This window comes from Streptomyces sp. Y20 (genome assembly GCF_043195475.1).
GTDB lineage: Bacteria > Actinomycetota > Actinomycetes > Streptomycetales > Streptomycetaceae > Streptomyces.
This window is the reverse complement of sequence record NZ_JBIDDP010000001.1, coordinates 676,554-691,554: the sequence shown is the minus strand read 5'-3', so window position 1 is coordinate 691,554 and position 15,001 is coordinate 676,554. Positions and strand designations below refer to the sequence as shown.

16 protein-coding genes and 2 pseudogenes are annotated in these 15,001 nt (G+C 70.4%); 11 read left to right on the top strand and 7 right to left on the bottom strand.

Translation table 11 applies throughout. The annotated features are described in order from the left end of the window. Positions 1–261: 261 nt before the first annotated feature. Positions 262–1,155: an IS982 family transposase gene (locus tag ACGFT1_RS02930; RefSeq protein ID WP_373907233.1), complete on the bottom strand. Its 894-nt coding sequence runs from the start codon at positions 1,153–1,155 to the stop codon at positions 262–264. Positions 1,156–1,273: 118 nt separating this feature from the next. Between ACGFT1_RS02930 and ACGFT1_RS02925 the strand changes: the two genes are divergently transcribed. After that, positions 1,274–1,843: a MepB family protein gene (locus ACGFT1_RS02925; protein ID WP_373907232.1), complete on the top strand. Its 570-nt coding sequence runs from the start codon at positions 1,274–1,276 to the stop codon at positions 1,841–1,843. 219 nt (positions 1,844–2,062) lie between these two features. On the opposite strand, the pseudogene ACGFT1_RS02920 reads toward ACGFT1_RS02925, so the two are convergent. Together ACGFT1_RS02920 and ACGFT1_RS02915 are read right to left on the bottom strand one after the other, a co-directional pair. Then, positions 2,063–2,218: pseudogene (locus ACGFT1_RS02920) on the bottom strand (IS5/IS1182 family transposase); the annotation flags it as partial. Between the two features lie 71 nt (positions 2,219–2,289). After that, positions 2,290–3,882, bottom strand: coding sequence for an MFS transporter (locus tag ACGFT1_RS02915; RefSeq protein WP_373907231.1), 1,593 nt, complete (start codon positions 3,880–3,882; stop codon positions 2,290–2,292). 56 nt (positions 3,883–3,938) lie between these two features. Between ACGFT1_RS02915 and ACGFT1_RS02910 the strand changes: the two genes are divergently transcribed. Next, positions 3,939–4,448, top strand: a complete 510-nt coding sequence (locus ACGFT1_RS02910; protein ID WP_373907230.1) for a winged helix-turn-helix transcriptional regulator — start codon at positions 3,939–3,941, stop codon at positions 4,446–4,448. Positions 4,449–4,466: 18 nt separating this feature from the next. Here the strand turns inward: ACGFT1_RS02910 and ACGFT1_RS02905 are convergent, their stop codons facing one another. Continuing rightward, positions 4,467–4,745, bottom strand: coding sequence for a hypothetical protein (locus ACGFT1_RS02905; RefSeq protein ID WP_373907229.1), 279 nt, complete (start codon positions 4,743–4,745; stop codon positions 4,467–4,469). Between the two features lie 173 nt (positions 4,746–4,918). Beyond that, complete coding sequence (locus ACGFT1_RS02900) at positions 4,919–5,311, bottom strand: VOC family protein (RefSeq protein WP_373907228.1); 393 nt, start codon at positions 5,309–5,311, stop codon at positions 4,919–4,921. A 72-nt stretch (positions 5,312–5,383) separates the two neighbouring features. Between ACGFT1_RS02900 and ACGFT1_RS02895 the strand changes: the two genes are divergently transcribed. After that, on the top strand, positions 5,384–5,923 hold the full coding sequence (locus ACGFT1_RS02895; RefSeq protein ID WP_373907653.1) for a GNAT family N-acetyltransferase: 540 nt from the start codon (positions 5,384–5,386) through the stop codon (positions 5,921–5,923). A 27-nt stretch (positions 5,924–5,950) separates the two neighbouring features. On the opposite strand, the gene ACGFT1_RS02890 is transcribed toward ACGFT1_RS02895, so the two are convergent. Then, entirely contained in the window at positions 5,951–6,634 is a 684-nt protein-coding gene (locus ACGFT1_RS02890; RefSeq protein ID WP_373907227.1) for a glycerophosphodiester phosphodiesterase, read from the bottom strand. A 414-nt stretch (positions 6,635–7,048) separates the two neighbouring features. Between ACGFT1_RS02890 and ACGFT1_RS02885 the strand changes: the two genes are divergently transcribed. The 5 genes from ACGFT1_RS02885 to ACGFT1_RS02865 all read left to right on the top strand — a co-directional run bounded on the left by ACGFT1_RS02885 (position 7,049) and on the right by ACGFT1_RS02865 (position 11,699). Continuing rightward, positions 7,049–8,446: a DUF6421 family protein gene (locus ACGFT1_RS02885; RefSeq protein WP_373907226.1), complete on the top strand. Its 1,398-nt coding sequence runs from the start codon at positions 7,049–7,051 to the stop codon at positions 8,444–8,446. Between the two features lie 38 nt (positions 8,447–8,484). Then, a complete protein-coding gene (locus ACGFT1_RS02880) occupies positions 8,485–9,240 on the top strand; it encodes an SDR family NAD(P)-dependent oxidoreductase (protein ID WP_373907225.1) in 756 nt (251 codons plus the stop codon). Continuing rightward, positions 9,237–10,307 (top strand): low specificity L-threonine aldolase, encoded by a 1,071-nt coding sequence (locus tag ACGFT1_RS02875; protein WP_373907224.1) that lies wholly within the window; start codon positions 9,237–9,239, stop codon positions 10,305–10,307. Before ACGFT1_RS02880 ends, ACGFT1_RS02875 begins: the two co-directional genes overlap by 4 nt. A gap of 77 nt (positions 10,308–10,384) precedes the next feature. Beyond that, the gene (locus ACGFT1_RS02870; RefSeq protein ID WP_373907223.1) at positions 10,385–10,978 is read left to right on the top strand and encodes a transglutaminase family protein; all 594 of its coding nucleotides are present in this window, start codon (positions 10,385–10,387) and stop codon (positions 10,976–10,978) included. A 10-nt stretch (positions 10,979–10,988) separates the two neighbouring features. Beyond that, positions 10,989–11,699: a B3/4 domain-containing protein gene (locus ACGFT1_RS02865; protein WP_373907222.1), complete on the top strand. Its 711-nt coding sequence runs from the start codon at positions 10,989–10,991 to the stop codon at positions 11,697–11,699. Positions 11,700–11,736: 37 nt separating this feature from the next. Here ACGFT1_RS02865 and ACGFT1_RS02860 read toward each other — a convergent pair whose 3' ends face one another. Beyond that, entirely contained in the window at positions 11,737–12,465 is a 729-nt protein-coding gene (locus ACGFT1_RS02860; RefSeq protein WP_373907221.1) for a lysophospholipid acyltransferase family protein, read from the bottom strand. Between the two features lie 362 nt (positions 12,466–12,827). On the opposite strand from ACGFT1_RS02860, the pseudogene ACGFT1_RS02855 reads away from it, so the two are divergent. The 3 genes and pseudogenes from ACGFT1_RS02855 (at position 12,828) to ACGFT1_RS02845 (ending at position 14,970) form a co-directional block, all read left to right on the top strand. After that, positions 12,828–13,249: pseudogene (locus ACGFT1_RS02855) on the top strand (TlpA family protein disulfide reductase). Positions 13,250–13,456: 207 nt separating this feature from the next. Beyond that, the gene (locus tag ACGFT1_RS02850; RefSeq protein ID WP_373907220.1) at positions 13,457–13,966 is read left to right on the top strand and encodes a flavin reductase family protein; all 510 of its coding nucleotides are present in this window, start codon (positions 13,457–13,459) and stop codon (positions 13,964–13,966) included. Positions 13,967–14,184: 218 nt separating this feature from the next. After that, positions 14,185–14,970, top strand: a complete 786-nt coding sequence (locus tag ACGFT1_RS02845) for an electron transfer flavoprotein subunit beta/FixA family protein (protein ID WP_361985986.1) — start codon at positions 14,185–14,187, stop codon at positions 14,968–14,970. Positions 14,971–15,001 lie beyond the last annotated feature (31 nt).

The following is a 15,001-nucleotide window of genomic DNA, read 5'->3' as shown; positions in this document are numbered from 1 at the left end:
GGCCCCGGGCTCCGGCGGAACCCGCCTCCGGTCCGGGGCTCCGGCCTCCGGTCCCCGACCAGCTCCCGGCCGGGCCCCGGCCTCGGGCCTCTGGTCCCGGCCCTCGCATCCGGGCCTCGCCCGCCGTCCCCCCTGCATCCGGGCCTCGCCCGCCGTCCCCCCTGCACTCGGGCTCCGGCCCTCGGCCGCCGGTCTTCAACCCCGGCGCCGGCCCCACCGGCACCAGCCCTCCGCCCCCTAGGACGAGTCAGTCCGATGTGATCAGTGGTCGTAGGCGATGAGGGAGCGTGTGACCGGCTGGCCGGTCTTGTGGTTGTGCCAGATCGCGGCGGCCATCGCGAGGACGCGCTGGGCGACGCGGACTGCGACGCCTTCGAAGGTCCGGCCGCCGTGCTGTTCCAGGTCGAGTTGGCCCTTGAGGGTGTCGTTGACCGACTCGATCAACTGTCGCACTGATTTCAGGAGGCTCTCGCCCTTGCGTTTGTTCTCGCGCTTGAACGACGGCCGCAACAACTCGACACCCCGCAAGGCCTGATCGGCCTCGAACTCCGTGGAGGCGAAACCCTTGCCGGAGATCACCAGCAGCCCCGGCCGGTCCGTGACCGTCTCCGGTTCGCGGTCGAGCATCGCGGTCAGTACCTCGCGTTCGTCGATCTTCGGGTTGGCAAGAGCCCACAAGATGGGCATCCCGGTCGGGGTGCATACCAGGAACAGGCGCAGGCCCCAGAAGAACCGGCTGTGGCTGGCGCAGTACCCGTACCCGGCCCAGCCGGCCATGTCCGACCGCTTCACGGTCGGACGCGAGCGACCGCATTCCACCGGCGTGGAGTCGACGATCCAATGGTTGTCGAACCAGAAGTCCGTGTCGGCGGCCAAGAGCCGTATGGTCTTCTTGACCAGCGGCAACGCGGCCCTCAGCCGCTTGTTCCAGCCAGGCTGCTTGGGCACGTACGGGAACATCTCACCCAAGCGGGAGTCTACGAAGCGCAGCCACCGCGACTCCGAAGTGAAGCCCAGCAGCGCCTGCGCGACGGCGAGGCGGACGAGCTCGGAGTGCGCCAGCTGCGGCGGTCGGCCCAGCCATCGGGTGCCTCCGATCTCGTCGTTGATCTTCACGTACAGTGCGGTCAGCAGGGCGTCCAGGTTGCTCGTCACACAACGATCTTGGATGCCCTGTCTGCGTTCCCGGACACCATCAGCATTCGCATGTCAACGAGAGCTGCACCGCCCGTTCGGTCGGCGACCGTTCCAGCATTCGTGACAGGGTGAACGAATGGCGACGAACCGCGGGCACTCACCCGATCTCCACCCCACCGGATTCAAACCGTGGTCGGACACCACCCCGGCCCACAGAGATCTCCTCGCGGCGAAAGCGCTCGTCTACGACCCCTGCGGGTTCACCTGCTCGCAGCCGGCCCCAGAAACCGAGAGTGCCGCATACGCCGCCCACGCCTTCACCATTGACGGACTCGCCATCCGATTCCGCGCAGCCAGGACGACCCCGACCAAGGTCGGACAGTTCGTCACCGTATGGAAGAGGTCCCCGGGCGGGCCCATCCAGCCTTTCGACGCCACCGACCCCGTCGACCTCTTCGTCGTCAGCACCCGCGACCATCATCACTTCGGTCAGTTCATCTTTCCTATGGACGCGCTCTGCCAACACGGTGTCGCATCAGTAGACGGCTCCGGTGGGAAACGAGCCTTCCGCGTCTACCCGCCCTGGGTGACCACCACCAACCGCCAAGCCGGCACTGCGCAGGCGTGGCAACTGGACTACTTCCTACGCCTGCCCCAGGACCGACCCATCGATTCCGCCCGCGCCCAAGAGCTGTACCACCCATAGGACGCACGCCCGGCCGGGGTGACACGATCGCCTACGACCTCTGATCATTCGGAATGACTCGTCTAGAAGTCTGCTGAAGACTTGCTGGTGGAGGGGCTGTCCCGGTTGGGGGCGGCCCCTGGTTGCGTGGGTGATGGTCCAGGTGGGCCTGTGTGGGTGAGGCCATGGTTGATCAGCCGGCGGAAGGCTGAGGGCGGCGGCGCGGTTGTGGAGCCAGGTGTGGACTCCGGCCTTGTGGCGGGTGGCGAGTTTGTCGAAGCGGGTGGCGATCGCGCGAAACTGCTTGAGACGGTTGAAGCAGCGTTCGGCCACGTTGCGGGCCTTGTAGGGCTCGCAGTCGAAGGCTGGCGGTCTGCCGCCGGCCTTCCCTCGCCGGTTCTCGGCGTCGCCCGTGCCCACACGACAGCCGTTCTCGCCCTGCCGTGGCTCGGTGGGTCTTCGCTGCGTCAGCTTGCCGTGTTGCGGTGCCGTACGAAGATCGCTGCGGGGATGGCGATGACGAGCAGGGTGATGCCGCCGATGAGCAGGCCGAGGTGGACGGCGTCGGTGAGGGCGCGTGCGGCGGCGTCGGCGACGGTGTGGGCGAGAGCGGCGGGCAGTTCGCCGGTTCCGTCGCCGTGGACGGCGCCGGCGGTGATGCGGGCGGCGTCCGGGGCCGGTATGCCCGCGGTGATCAGGCGGTCTTCGAGGTAGTGGGGGAAGCGGGTGGTGACGATGGTGCCGAGGATGCTGGGGCCGAGGACGGAGCCGATCTGGCGGAACATGTTGACCGTGGCGCTGGCCATGCCGGCCTGGAGTCGCGGCACGCTGTTGACCGCGGCGGCGGTCGAGGGTGCGGTCAGGAGTGCGGATCCGATGCCTGCGACGAGCAGGCCGGGCCACAGGGTGTCGTAGCCGGTGAAGGGGCCGATGGCCAGCAGGGCGAGGGCTCCGGCGCCCAGGACGACGAGCCCGGCGGTCAGCATGAGGGTGAAGCCGGCCTTCTGGACGAGGCGTCCGGCCAGTGCGCTGACGGCGATGTAGGTGGCGAACATGGCCAGGAGCCGGACGCCCGTGGCCAGTGCGGACAGTTGCTGGACGCGTTCCATGTACAGGACGGCGAGCAGCGAAGTGCCGACGAAGCCGAACATGGAAGCCGCGGCGACGCCCATCACCGCGGTGTAGGACGGGTTGCGGAACAGGCGCAGGTCGAGCATGGGGTCGTGGTGGCGTGCTTCGGCGGTCAGGAAGAGGGCGAGGGAGACGGCGAAGACGGCGTACATGGTGAGGATGCGGCCGGAGGTGTAGCCGGAGGAGCCGCCCTCGATGATCGCGTATGTCGCTGAGGCGATGGCGATGGTGCCCAGGAGGACTCCGGGAAGGTCCGGCCGCCGGGTGGGGTGCCTGGACTCGGTCACGAGGAACGGGGTGAGGATCACTGTGAGCGCGCCGATGGCGACGTCGATCAGGTACACCGAGTGCCAGGTGAAGTGGTTCAGGAGCAGGCCGGCGCCGAGCGGGCCGACGGCGAGTCCGAGGCCGGAGCAGCTGGCCCAGGCGCCGATGGCCTTGGTCCGCTGGTGCGGGTCGGTGAATGAGTGGCTGACGATCGACAGGCTGGCGGGCAGGACGGCCGCGCCGCCGAGGCCCATGACCGCCTGTGCGGTGATCAGCAGCCATGTGCTGTCGGCGGTGCAGGCGAGCACGCTGCCGGCGGTGAAGACGGCCGCGCCTGCGAGGAAGACCGCGCGGCGTCCGATCAGGTCGGCGAGGGTGCCGGCGGACATCACCAGGCTGGCGACGACGAGGGAGTAGGCGCTGGTCACCCAGACCAGCGTGCTGGCCGGGGGGTGCAGGTCCTGCTGAATGGCGCCGAGCGCGCCGATGGTGGAGGAGACGTTGACGAACGCCATCATCACGCCGAGGCACACGGTGAGCACGCCGCGCCAGGGACGGGCGGGTGTTGCGCCGTGCCCGGCTGGAGGGGCGGCGGGTGCCGGGGCGGCTTGGGCGGGCGGGCGTGCGGCGTCTGCCGCGTACGGCTGACTGCTGTTTTGCATAGTCAGGAAGGTAGCAGTCTGACTACTGAAAAGACTAGCCAGGTTAGGATGGGGGCATGGAACGCGTTGACCGGCAGAGCGAAGAGGCAGTGTTCACGCGCGCGGGCGAGTTCGCCGACCGGGACGCCTTCACGGCGACCGGCTGGTGCGCCATGGAGCGCTCGCTGGAAGTGGTCGGCACCCGTTCGGCGATGATGCTGGTCAGGGAGGCGTTCTACGGAGGGCGCCGGTTCGACGACCTGGTGCGGCGCACCGGTCTCGCCGAGACTGTCGCCTCCAAGCGGCTGCGGCAGCTGGTGGCCGACGGGCTGATGGAGCGCAGCCCCTACCGGGAGCCGGGCGCGCGCACCCGGTACGAGTACGTGCTGACGGCCCGGGGCCGGGACCTGTTCCCGCTCTTCGTGGCCCTGATGCGGTGGGGGCGGACCGTGGGGGACGGGGTGCGCGGCGGGGTGGAACTCACCCACGCCGGCTGCGGTGCCCCGCTGGTGCCCGCGGTGCGGTGCGAGGCCGGGCACGACGTGCCCATCGGTGAGACCGAGGCGCGCCTCGCCCCTCGGCACTGACGCGTGACGCGCCCGCCGTCAGGCGAGGGGGACGGCCCCGATGGAGGGGGCGGCCCCCTCACCCAGGCGGTCGCGGGCGGCTGCCAGGAAAGCGCGGGAGAGGTCCTCGTCGTCGCTGGCGCGTGACAACAGGACGGTACCGACGAGGAGGGCGAGGTCGGCAAGCGCGGCATCGGTGTCGCCGCCGCCTCCGGGCCCGTCCATCTCCCTGCGCCGGTCGGCGAGTTGGCGCAGGACGGCGGTGAACACCGTGCGCAGCGGGGTTCCGGGTTCGGCGTGGGCCGCGTCGGTGGCCACGGCGGCGGCGGGACAGCCGTCGGCGGGATGGTCGCGGTGGAGTTCGGACCGATCGACCTGGTGGCCCCGGAGAGCCCTGACAACGTCATCGCGACGATCTGCAAGCTTCCGATCAAGGTGGGGGCCTGTGGGCACCACGGCGAACGGGGGACAGTGATCCGCAAGAAAACGGCCTAGATCCCCGGCCGGTAGCGCAGTGGGTGGTCGGACGGGATCTCCACCAGGACGATCGGGGTGCCGTCCGGATCGGTGATCCACATCTCGACCAGGCCCCACGCCTCCCGCACCGGTGGTCGTACGATCTCCACGCCCCGCGCCCGCAGTTCCTCGCACGCGGCCGTCACGTCCTCGACCTGCAACCACAGCCGCACCGCGGGCGACGGCGGGGCATCGGAGCGTCCCGACAGCTCCAGGAAGCCGCCGCCGAGGAAGTAGACCGTCCCGCGTTCGGGGCCGGTACCGAACTCCCGGTAGACGGACAGCCCGAGCCGCTCGCCGTAGAAGTCGCGCGAGCGTTCGGGGTCGGTGGGCTGGAGAAGTGTCCGGCTGCTGAGTACATGCACCATGCACGGGAGGTTAGTGGCAGGGTTACCCTCATGCCTGGCTCAGCCACGCCCGAGATCGGAGACCGCCGCCCCATGGACACCCCCGCCACCGCACTCACCTTCCGTGACGCCACCGACGCCGATGTGGACGCCCTGGTCACGCTGATCGAGTCGGCGTACCGAGGAGACAGCAGCCGGACCGGGTGGACCACCGAGGCGGACATCCTGGAGGGGCAGCGGACCGACCCCGAGGGCGTGCTGGAGGTGATCAAGGCCCCCGAGAGCCGGTTGCTGGTCGTCGAGCAGGACGGCCGTGTCGTCGCCTGCTGCCAGCTGGAACACCGCGGCGGCCACGCCTACTTCGGGATGTTCGCGGTCAGCCCGGCCCACCAGGGCTCGGGCCTCGGCAGGACCGTCATGGCGGAGGCGGAACGGCTGGCCCGCGAGACCTGGGCCGTCACCGAGATGCGGATGACGGTGATCTCCGTCCGCGACGACCTCATCGCCTGGTACGAGCGCCGCGGCTACCGCCGTACGGGACAGACCGAGCCGTTCCCGTACGGCGACGAGCGCTACGGCATCCCGCAGCGCGACGACCTGGAGTTCGAGGTGCTGGTCAAGCCGCTGGTGTGACGCCCCCGCGGGAAGACCGCCGCCGGGTCACGCGGTGAAGCGGCCCGTGCGCTTGATGTCCGGGTAGTCGGTGGTAGCGCCGTCCAGCTCCAGGGCGCGGACCAGCCGCAGCTGGGGCTGGGAGTTGACCACCCAGCCGATGATCCGCAGCCCGCAGGCGCGCGCGTGCTCGACGGTCTCCAGGGTGAGCCGCCGGATGTTCAGGCACACGGTCGCGGCCCCCACGGCGACGGCGCGGTCCACCACGTCGGGGCCGTAGCGGCTCGCGACCAGAGCGGTCCGCACCCCGGGCACCAGCCGCGCGATCTCGGCGACGGCCTCGTCGTGGAAGGAGGACACCTCCACCCGCGCGGTCAGATCCCGGGCGCGCATCACCTCGGCCAGCGCCCGGGCCGCGGTCACGTCCTTGATCTCGGCCTGCAACGGTGTGTGCACCGCGTCGAGGACCTCTTCGAACACGGGCACCCGCTCCCCGCGGCCCGCGTCGAGGGCGCGCAGTTCCGGCAGGGTCTTCTCGCCGATCGGCCCGGAGCCGTCCGTCGTACGGTCCACGTCCGCGTCGTGCATGACGACCAGGGCGCCGTCCTTGCTGAGGTGCAGATCGAGTTCGATCAGGTCGAGGCCGGCCTGCTGGGCGGCGACGAAGGAACGGAGGGTGTTCTCGGGCTCGACGCCCATGACCCCGCGGTGACCGATGGTAAGGAAGTTCAAAGTTCAACTCGCTTCCGTCGACGGCGGCTCGGCGACGCGCGGACCCGGCGGCCCCCGTACGGACGTCGTCGTCCACGCGGCAGGCTCGCAGCCTAATGGCCGGGCCGCACGATGGACCCGCATGCGCGCGGGGCACGGGAGCATCGACGGCGCACCGTACGGCCGGTGGCCGCTCGGGCCGTCACCCTCCCGTGGGCGGGTCCCCGCTTTCGTTGACCGAGCCTGCCGGCCGGATCGCGGCGGTGCCGAGACCCCGCCGTCTCAGCCGAAGTGAGCGTCGTCACGGTTTGTGGCAGGAAGAATGTCGGTCACCACGGGGTCCGACAGAATAATTTCCCGGCTAGCCACTTGCTGAGAGAAACCGGCTATGCATACGGTGTCCCCGACGCGAGGTTCTCCTGTGGAGGATGGGACATGACGGAAATTCTTGTGCAGGCCGGTGCGGAGGAGCAGGTACCTTCGCTGATCAGGGTGGTTGAGCACCCGGCCTGGCCCGTGCTCAAGAATGCCGTGGAGCAGATCCGGCCATGGCAGTCGACGGACGGATCCATAGACCTCGGCGCCGAGGGTGCCCCGCGGCGCGACGACGTCGTGGCGGCCGTCGAGCGTGTCGTCGCCGCGGTCGAGCAGCTCTCCCCGCTGCTCCCGCACGACACCGCCTATCACCAGGCCCTCGTGACGGACCTGCGCCGCTGGGCCGAGGGCGGCTTCGGGGTGCCGGACTTCCTGGACTCCCTGCTGGCCTTCAACCCCGCCGCGAACCGTGCGGACGGCCTCCAGCACCTGGTCGTCTTCCCGATGTACACGCAGAACGGCAACCCGGACCGCAACCTGGAGGCGGTCGTGCTGCGCATGGTCTGGCCCGAGTGGCTGGCCGAGCTGGAGCGCACCCGCTACGACAACCCGCTTTTCTGCGGCATCACGTTCGAGGACTTCACCTCGGGCTACGACACCAACTCCGCCGTGCTCTTCCCGGAGACCATCGCCGTCCGCGAGGCGCCGGAACGTTTCTCCTGGGGTGGCATCTTCTGCGACCGCGAGGCCGCCCGCTTCCGCCGGGTCACCGAGGCCGCCGTCGACATCCTCGGCCTCGACCTGCCCGAGGACATCGCCGCGATGGTCCACGACCAGAAGCGCTGCGAGGAGGCCTTCGTCCTGTGGGACATGGTCCACGACCGCACCCACAGCCACGGCGACCTGCCGTTCGACCCGTTCATGATCAAGCAGCGCCAGCCGTTCTGGATGTACGGCCTGGAGGAGCTGCGCTGCGACCTCACCGCCTTCAAGGAGGCCGTGAAGCTCCAGGCGGACGGCGTCCCGCAGGCCCGTGACGTGCAGTACGCGGTGCTCTTCGACCGCATGTTCCGCTTCCCGGTCACCGGCGACCGCGTCCGCAACTACGACGGCCTCGGCGGCCAGCTGCTCTTCGCCTACCTGCACAAGCACGACGTCGTCCGCTGGACCGACAACCGGCTCTCCATCGACTGGGAGCGCGCCCCGCAGGTCACCAACCAGCTCTGCGCCGAGATCGAGAAGCTCTACAAGGACGGCATCGACCGCCCGAAGCTGGTGCACTGGTTCGCCGGCTACGAGCTGGTCTCCACCTACCTCGCTCCGCACCCCGGCTCGCGGTGGGCCAAGGGCCCGGACGCCCTGGACCTGACCCAGCCGCCGCGCAAGCTCGTGGACGACGTGCTTCCGGACGAGTTTCCGCTGAGCATGTTCTATGAGGCGCTGTCCAAGAAGCTGAAGAACGTCATCGCCTCGACCCGGGGCATCAAGGCGGACGGCGCCGAGCGGCTCGCCGCGTGAGCGACCGCGTCCAGCACACTGCGTCAGAGGGGAAGACCATGGGGAACGGGGCGAACGGGACACTCAGCGGTGCGGTGATCGCGGTGGCCGGCGCGGGCGGGCCCGCGGGTCGCGCGGCGCTGCTGCGACTGGCCGAGGCCGGGGCGACCGTCATCGGCGCGGACAACGACCCGGAGCGGCTGTCCGAGGCGGTGGACGCGGCCCGCTACGCCGCCGGCGGCGCCACCGTCACCGGCGACACGGTGGATCTGCTCGACCTCCAGTCCACCCGCGACTGGGCCACCCACATCGAGAAGGACTTCGGCCGGGTCGACGGGCTCGTGCACCTGGTCGGTGGCTGGCGCGGCAGCGAGACCTTCACGAAGACCAGCCTCGACGACTGGGACTTCTTGGAGATGCTGCTGATCCGCACCGTGCAGCACACCTCCCTCGCCTTCCATGAGGCGTTGCAGCGCAGCGAGCGCGGCCGGTACGTCCTGATCAGCGCCGCCGGTGCGAGCAGGCCCACCGCGGGCAACGCCGCCTATTCCGCGGCGAAGGCCGCCGCCGAGGCGTGGACGCTGGCCATGGGCGACTACTTCCGCAAGGCGGGGGGCGCCGAAGGGCCGACGTCCGCGGCTACGATCCTGGTGGTGAAGGCGCTGGTGCACGACGCGATGCGCGCCGAACGCCCCAACGCGAAGTTCGCGGGCTTCACGGACGTCAAGGACCTGGCCGAGGCCATCGAGGGCGTCTGGAGCAAGTCCGCCGCCGAAGTGAACGGAAACCGTCTGTGGCTGACCGAGAAGCCGTGAACCCTCCCAGGACCGACGCGCGTCGCCATCACGACCCGGAGGTCCGCGGTTTCGCCAGTGACAACTACGCGGGAGCCCACCCCGAGGTGATGGCCGCCCTCGCGCTGGCCAACCACGGCCACCAGGTGGCGTACGGCGAGGACGACTACACCCAGAATCTCCAGCGGATCATCCGCGGCCACTTCGGCTCGACCGCGGAAGGCTTCCCGGTCTTCAACGGCACCGGCGCGAACGTGGTCGCGCTCCAGGCGGTCACCGACCGCTGGGGCGCGGTGATCTGCGCCGAGAGCGCGCACATCAACGTCGACGAGGGCGGCGCCCCCGAGCGCATGGGCGGCCTGAAGCTGCTCACCGTGCACACGCCCGACGGCAAGCTCACGCCGGAGCTGATCGCCCGGCAGGCCTGGGGGTGGGAGGACGAGCACCGCGCGATGCCGCAGGTCGTGTCGATCACCCAGAGCACGGAGCTGGGCACGCTCTACACGCCCGAGGAGATTCGCGCGATCTGCGAGCACGCCCACGCGCACGGCATGAAGGTGCACCTGGACGGCTCCCGGATAGCCAACGCCGCCGCCTCCTTGGACGTGCCCATGCGGACGTTCACCAACGCGGTCGGCGTCGACATCCTCTCCCTGGGCGGGACGAAGAACGGCGCGCTGTTCGGCGAGGCCGTCGTGGTCCTCAACCAGGACGCGGTGCGGCAGATGAAGCACCTGCGCAAGATGTCCATGCAGCTGGCCTCCAAGATGCGCTTCGTGTCCGTGCAGCTGGAGGCGCTGCTGGCCAAGGACCTGTGGCTGCGCAACGCCCGGCACGCCAACGAGATGGCCCAGCGGCTCGCCGAGGGCGTGCGCGCGGTGCACGGCGTGGAGATCCTCCACCCGGTGCAGGCCAACGGCGTCTTCGCCCGGTTGCCGAACGACGTGAGCGAGCGCCTCCAGAAGCGGTTCCGCTTCTACTTCTGGGACGAGGCCGCCGGAGTGGTGCGCTGGATGTGCTCCTTCGACACCACGGAGGAGGATGTCGACATGTTCGTGGCGGCACTCAAGGAGGAAATGGCGCGCTGACCGCGACGGATGCATAGATATGCGATTACCCGAAAAGTCATTGACGCCGGGTGATCGCATTTCTATGCTCTGCGGGCATGGAGCTGATCCAGCACACCGCCGACCTGTCCGCCTATCTGGCGTCTGACGAGGTCATCGACCATCACCACCCGGTGGTCAGGGAGACGGCCGCCGGGCTCGCTCAAGAGTCGGCCGACTCGTATGACTATGCGCGCGCCGCCTACACTTTCGTCCGTGACGCCATCCCGCACTCCCAGGACTGCGGCGACCCGCGCGTCACCTGGCGCGCGTCCGACGTGCTGACCCTGCGGACCGGCGTCTGCCATGCCAAGTCCCACGCCCTGGCGGCGCTGCTGCGGGCCGAGGACATCCCCACCGCGCTGTGCTACCAGCGGCTGCGGCACGACGACGGGGGCGGCCATGTCGTACACGGTCTGGTCGCCGTCCGCTTCCACGGCGCGTGGCACCGGCAGGACCCGCGCGGCAACAAGCCCGGCGTCGACGCCCGATTCTCGCTGGAGGGCGAGCGGCTGGCCTGGGTACCGGATTCCACGTCCAATGAGATGGACTACCCGGTCCTATATGCTGAACCGCACCCGGCCGTTCTCGCCGCCCTGCGGGCTGCCCCCGACCGGCCGCACCTGTGGAAGACGCTCCCCAGCACCCTGTGAGGCGAGGCAGATGACCTTCACGCTCACCGTGTCCGACGAGGTCCGTGTCCTCGCACCCGGCTTCACCCACGTCGCGATCGAGGCGCACGGCCTGGTCAACGGGCCCAGTAACCAGGCGAGTTCAGCCCTGCTGGACGACGCGTCCCGCCGCCTCGCCGCCCGCCTGGCCGGCCGCGCGCCGCACGAGGACCCGCACATGGCGGCCTGGCGCGCGGCGTACACCGCCTTCGGCGCCAAACCCTCGCGCACCCGCAACTCCGCCGAGGCGCTGGCCAAGCGGGCCCTGTCCGACGCCGGCCTGCCCCGGATCAACCTGCTCGTCGACCTCTATAACGCCATCAGCGTCGCCCACCTGATCCCCGTCGGCGGCGAGGACCTCGACCGCATCCAGGGCGGGATGCGCCTGGTGCGGGCCACGGGGGAGGAGGACTTCGTGACGGTCGCGGGTGGCGCGCAGGCCGTCGAGCACCCCGAGCCGGGCGAGGTGGTGTGGCGCGACGAGGCCGGTGTCACCTGCCGCCGCTGGAACTGGCGCCAGGGCCCCCGTACCCGCCTCACCGAGCGGACGGTGTCCGCCGTCTTCCTGCTGGAGACCCTGGCCCCGATGCCCGTCCCCGAAGTCGAGGCGGCCGCCGCCGAACTCGCCGGACTGCTGGCGAAGTCCAGCCCCGGGGCACGTCTCGAGGTGCGCGCGCCGGTGCCGTCCGGCGCCGGCGCCTGATCCCGGCCGGGTCGGCGCCGCGCGCGGCCGGGCAGGATCAGTGGGCCTCTGCCGTGCGCAGCTGGTCCGCCGTGGGCGCCGTGCCGCCGAGGTGGGCCGGCAGCCACCAGGAGTCCTCCGTGTCCCTGGGGCGCGCGGGGTAGGCCCGCTGGGCGGCCTCCAGCAGCTCCTGGACGCGCTCGCGCAGACGGCGGGTGATGGCGCCCGCGTACTGGTCGCGCGGGGCCTCGACCGGCTCGCCGACCCGGATGGTGACGGGGGTGTGGCTGCGCCCGAAGTTGCGGGGCTGGCCCTTCGTCCAGAGCCGCTGGGTGCCCCACACCGCCATCGGGACGAGCGGAACGCCCGCCTCCTGAGCCAGCCGCGCCGCACCGGACTTGAAGCTCTTCAGGGTGAACGACTCGGAGATCGTGGCCTCGGGGAACACCCCGATGACCTCGCCGGAGCGCAGCGAGTCCAGCGCGTGAGCGTAGGCGTCCTCGCCCTGTCTGCGGTCCACCGGGATGTGCTTCATGCCCCGCATCAGCGGACCGGAGACCTTGTGCCGGAAGACGGACTCCTTCGCCATGAAGCGCACCAGGCGCTTCTGCGGCAGAGCGGCCAGGCCGTTGAAGATGAAGTCCAGGTAACTGATGTGATTGCTCACCAGCACGGCGCCGCCCGAGCGCGGGATGTTTTCCGATCCCTTGCAGTCGATCTTCAGATCCCAGGCCTTGAACAGCGTCTTGGCGAGACCGATGACGGGGCGGTAGACCAGCTCTGCCATGGGCGGGGTGGACCCTTCCTGCTCTGCTCGGGAAAGGGGGCTCCCGGCGGGAGGTTACGCGGCCGTAGGTTTAACGGCGTCTCGCAGATCGTGCCCGAAGAACGGACGGGTAGCCAGTCCTGGTGCCACGCGGCGGCGAGATCCTCGTCACGTCCGCCCGTATGCCGCCCGTGGACCTTATGTCCTGCTTACTCCACCCGTACCGTGGCCCTCCTGGGCAACACGGGGAACCCGCACCCCGGGCAGTGTCCGAACGCGTCGTTCATGAGGACGGCGAGGGCCGCCCCGGCCGCGGCCCGAACCGCGCTTCCGCTGGGACCACTCGCCGGGCGGTGGGAATTCTTGCGGCCCCCTAAACGCTTATGTTGAGAAGGACCGGACTGGTGGTGTGCCCGGGGCGCTCGCGGCGGCGCGTGCCCACGGAGTGCCGCACAAGCGGCGGAACGGGAGGACGCGGGTGCGCGGGCGGGACGACGGCAGGCGGCTCGTGGCGGCCGAGCTGGGCGGCGAACTGGGGGAGCGGGCCACGCTGGTGCAGTTCTCCAGCGCCTTCTGCGCACCCTGCCGGGCCACCCGGCGCGTCCTCGGCGAGGTCGCCGCGATGGTCCCCGGCGTGACCCACGTCGAGATCGACGCGGAGGCCCGGCTGGAACTCGTACGCGCACTGGGGATCCTGCGGACGCCCACGGTCCTGGTCCTGGACTCCGGGGGCCGGGTGGTGCGGCGCGCCGCCGGACAGCCCCGCAAGGCCGACGTCATCGCGGCTCTGGGTGAGGCGGTGTGAGGGGGGTTCAGCGCCCGGGGCGGCGGCTTCCGTATCGCGGAACCGACTTGACTGTCCGCGCCACCTCTCGTCAGCCTGGCCGTATGCCGACCGAACTCCTTCTCCACGGGCGGGTCCACGTCGACCTCGCCCGCAACGCGAGCGCGCGCTGTCCGGGCTGTTGAGCAGCCACGGCCCGTTTCCCCTCCCTCGCAGAAGGACAACTCCATGACGGCCACACCCGGTCTCGGCACTCCTCGGCTCGCCTCCCCCGACCTGCTGCGCTCCACGTTCCGCCGGCATGCCGCCGGCGTCGCGGTGATCACCGCGCGCGGCGCCGCCGGCCCGGTCGGCTTCACCGCCACCTCGCTGACCTCCGTCTCCGCCGAGCCGCCGCTGGTCTCCTTCGGCGTCGGCACGGGCGCCTCCAGCTGGCCCGCGATAGCCGAGGCGGACCATGTCGGCGTGCACGTACTCGGTGAGCACCAGAGCGAGCTGGCCGCCACCTTCGCCCGCAGCGGCGCCGACCGCTTCGGCGCGCCGACGGCGTGGCGGGACGGCCCGGAAGGCGTCCCGGTGCTGGACGACGTGCTGGCCTGGCTGGTGTGCCGGGTCGTCGGACGCGTCCCGGCGGGCGATCACCGGATCGTGCTCGCGGAGGTCGTCCTGGGCGACCCCTCCGGCTCCGGCCGCCCCCTCCTCTACCACCAGGGCCGCTTCGGCGGTCTGCGGGATTGATCACGGCGCCCCGTTCTGCGCGGCCGTCGAGTTCCGGTTACGCTGCGTTGCGAAGGTCACAGTTCAAAGCGCTTGCTTAGCGGGCAGGAACTGGATGTACTGACGAGTAATATTTCGGTCGGAGCGCGCGGACGCCCCGACCGGGATCGGCCGCTTCAGGCGCCTATGCTGCCTGCAAGAGGCAGCCCGGAAAAAGACGATGCAGTAGGAGAGCCGGCGTGAGCTTGAGGATCGTTGTCACTGTGAAGTACGTGCCCGACGCCACCGGCGACCGGCACTTCGCCGATGACCTGACCGTCGACCGCGACGACGTGGACGGTCTGCTCTCCGAGCTGGACGAGTACGCCGTGGAGCAGGCCCTGCAGATCGCGGAGAACGCGGACGACGCCGAGGTCACCGTCCTGACGGTCGGCCCCGAGGACGCCAAGGACGCGCTCCGCAAGGCCCTGTCCATGGGTGCCGACAAGGCCATCCACGTCGAGGACGACGACCTGCACGGCACGGACGCCATCGGCACCTCCCTGGTCCTGGCCAAGGCCATCGAGAAGGCCGGCTACGACCTGGTCGTCTCCGGCATGGCCTCCACCGACGGCACCATGGGTGTCGTACCCGCGCTGGTCGCCGAGCGCCTGGGCGTCCCGCAGGTCACCCTCCTCTCCGAGGTCTCCGTCGAGGACGGCACGGTCAAGGGCCGCCGCGACGGCGACGCCGCCTCCGAGCAGCTTCAGGCGCAGCTCCCGGCGGTCGTCTCCGTGACCGACCAGTCCGGCGAGGCCCGCTACCCGTCCTTCAAGGGCATCATGGCGGCGAAGAAGAAGCCGGTTCAGTCCTGGGACCTGTCCGACCTGGACATCGAGGCCGAGGAGGTCGGTCTCGACGGCGCGTTCACCAAGGTCGAGACCGCGACCGAGCGTCCGGCCCGTACGGCCGGCACGATCGTCAAGGACGAGGGCGAGGGCGGCAGGCAGCTCGCCGAGTTCCTCGCGAGCCAGAAGTTCATCTAAGGGCTCGCCCCCGCCGACCGCCCCTCAACTT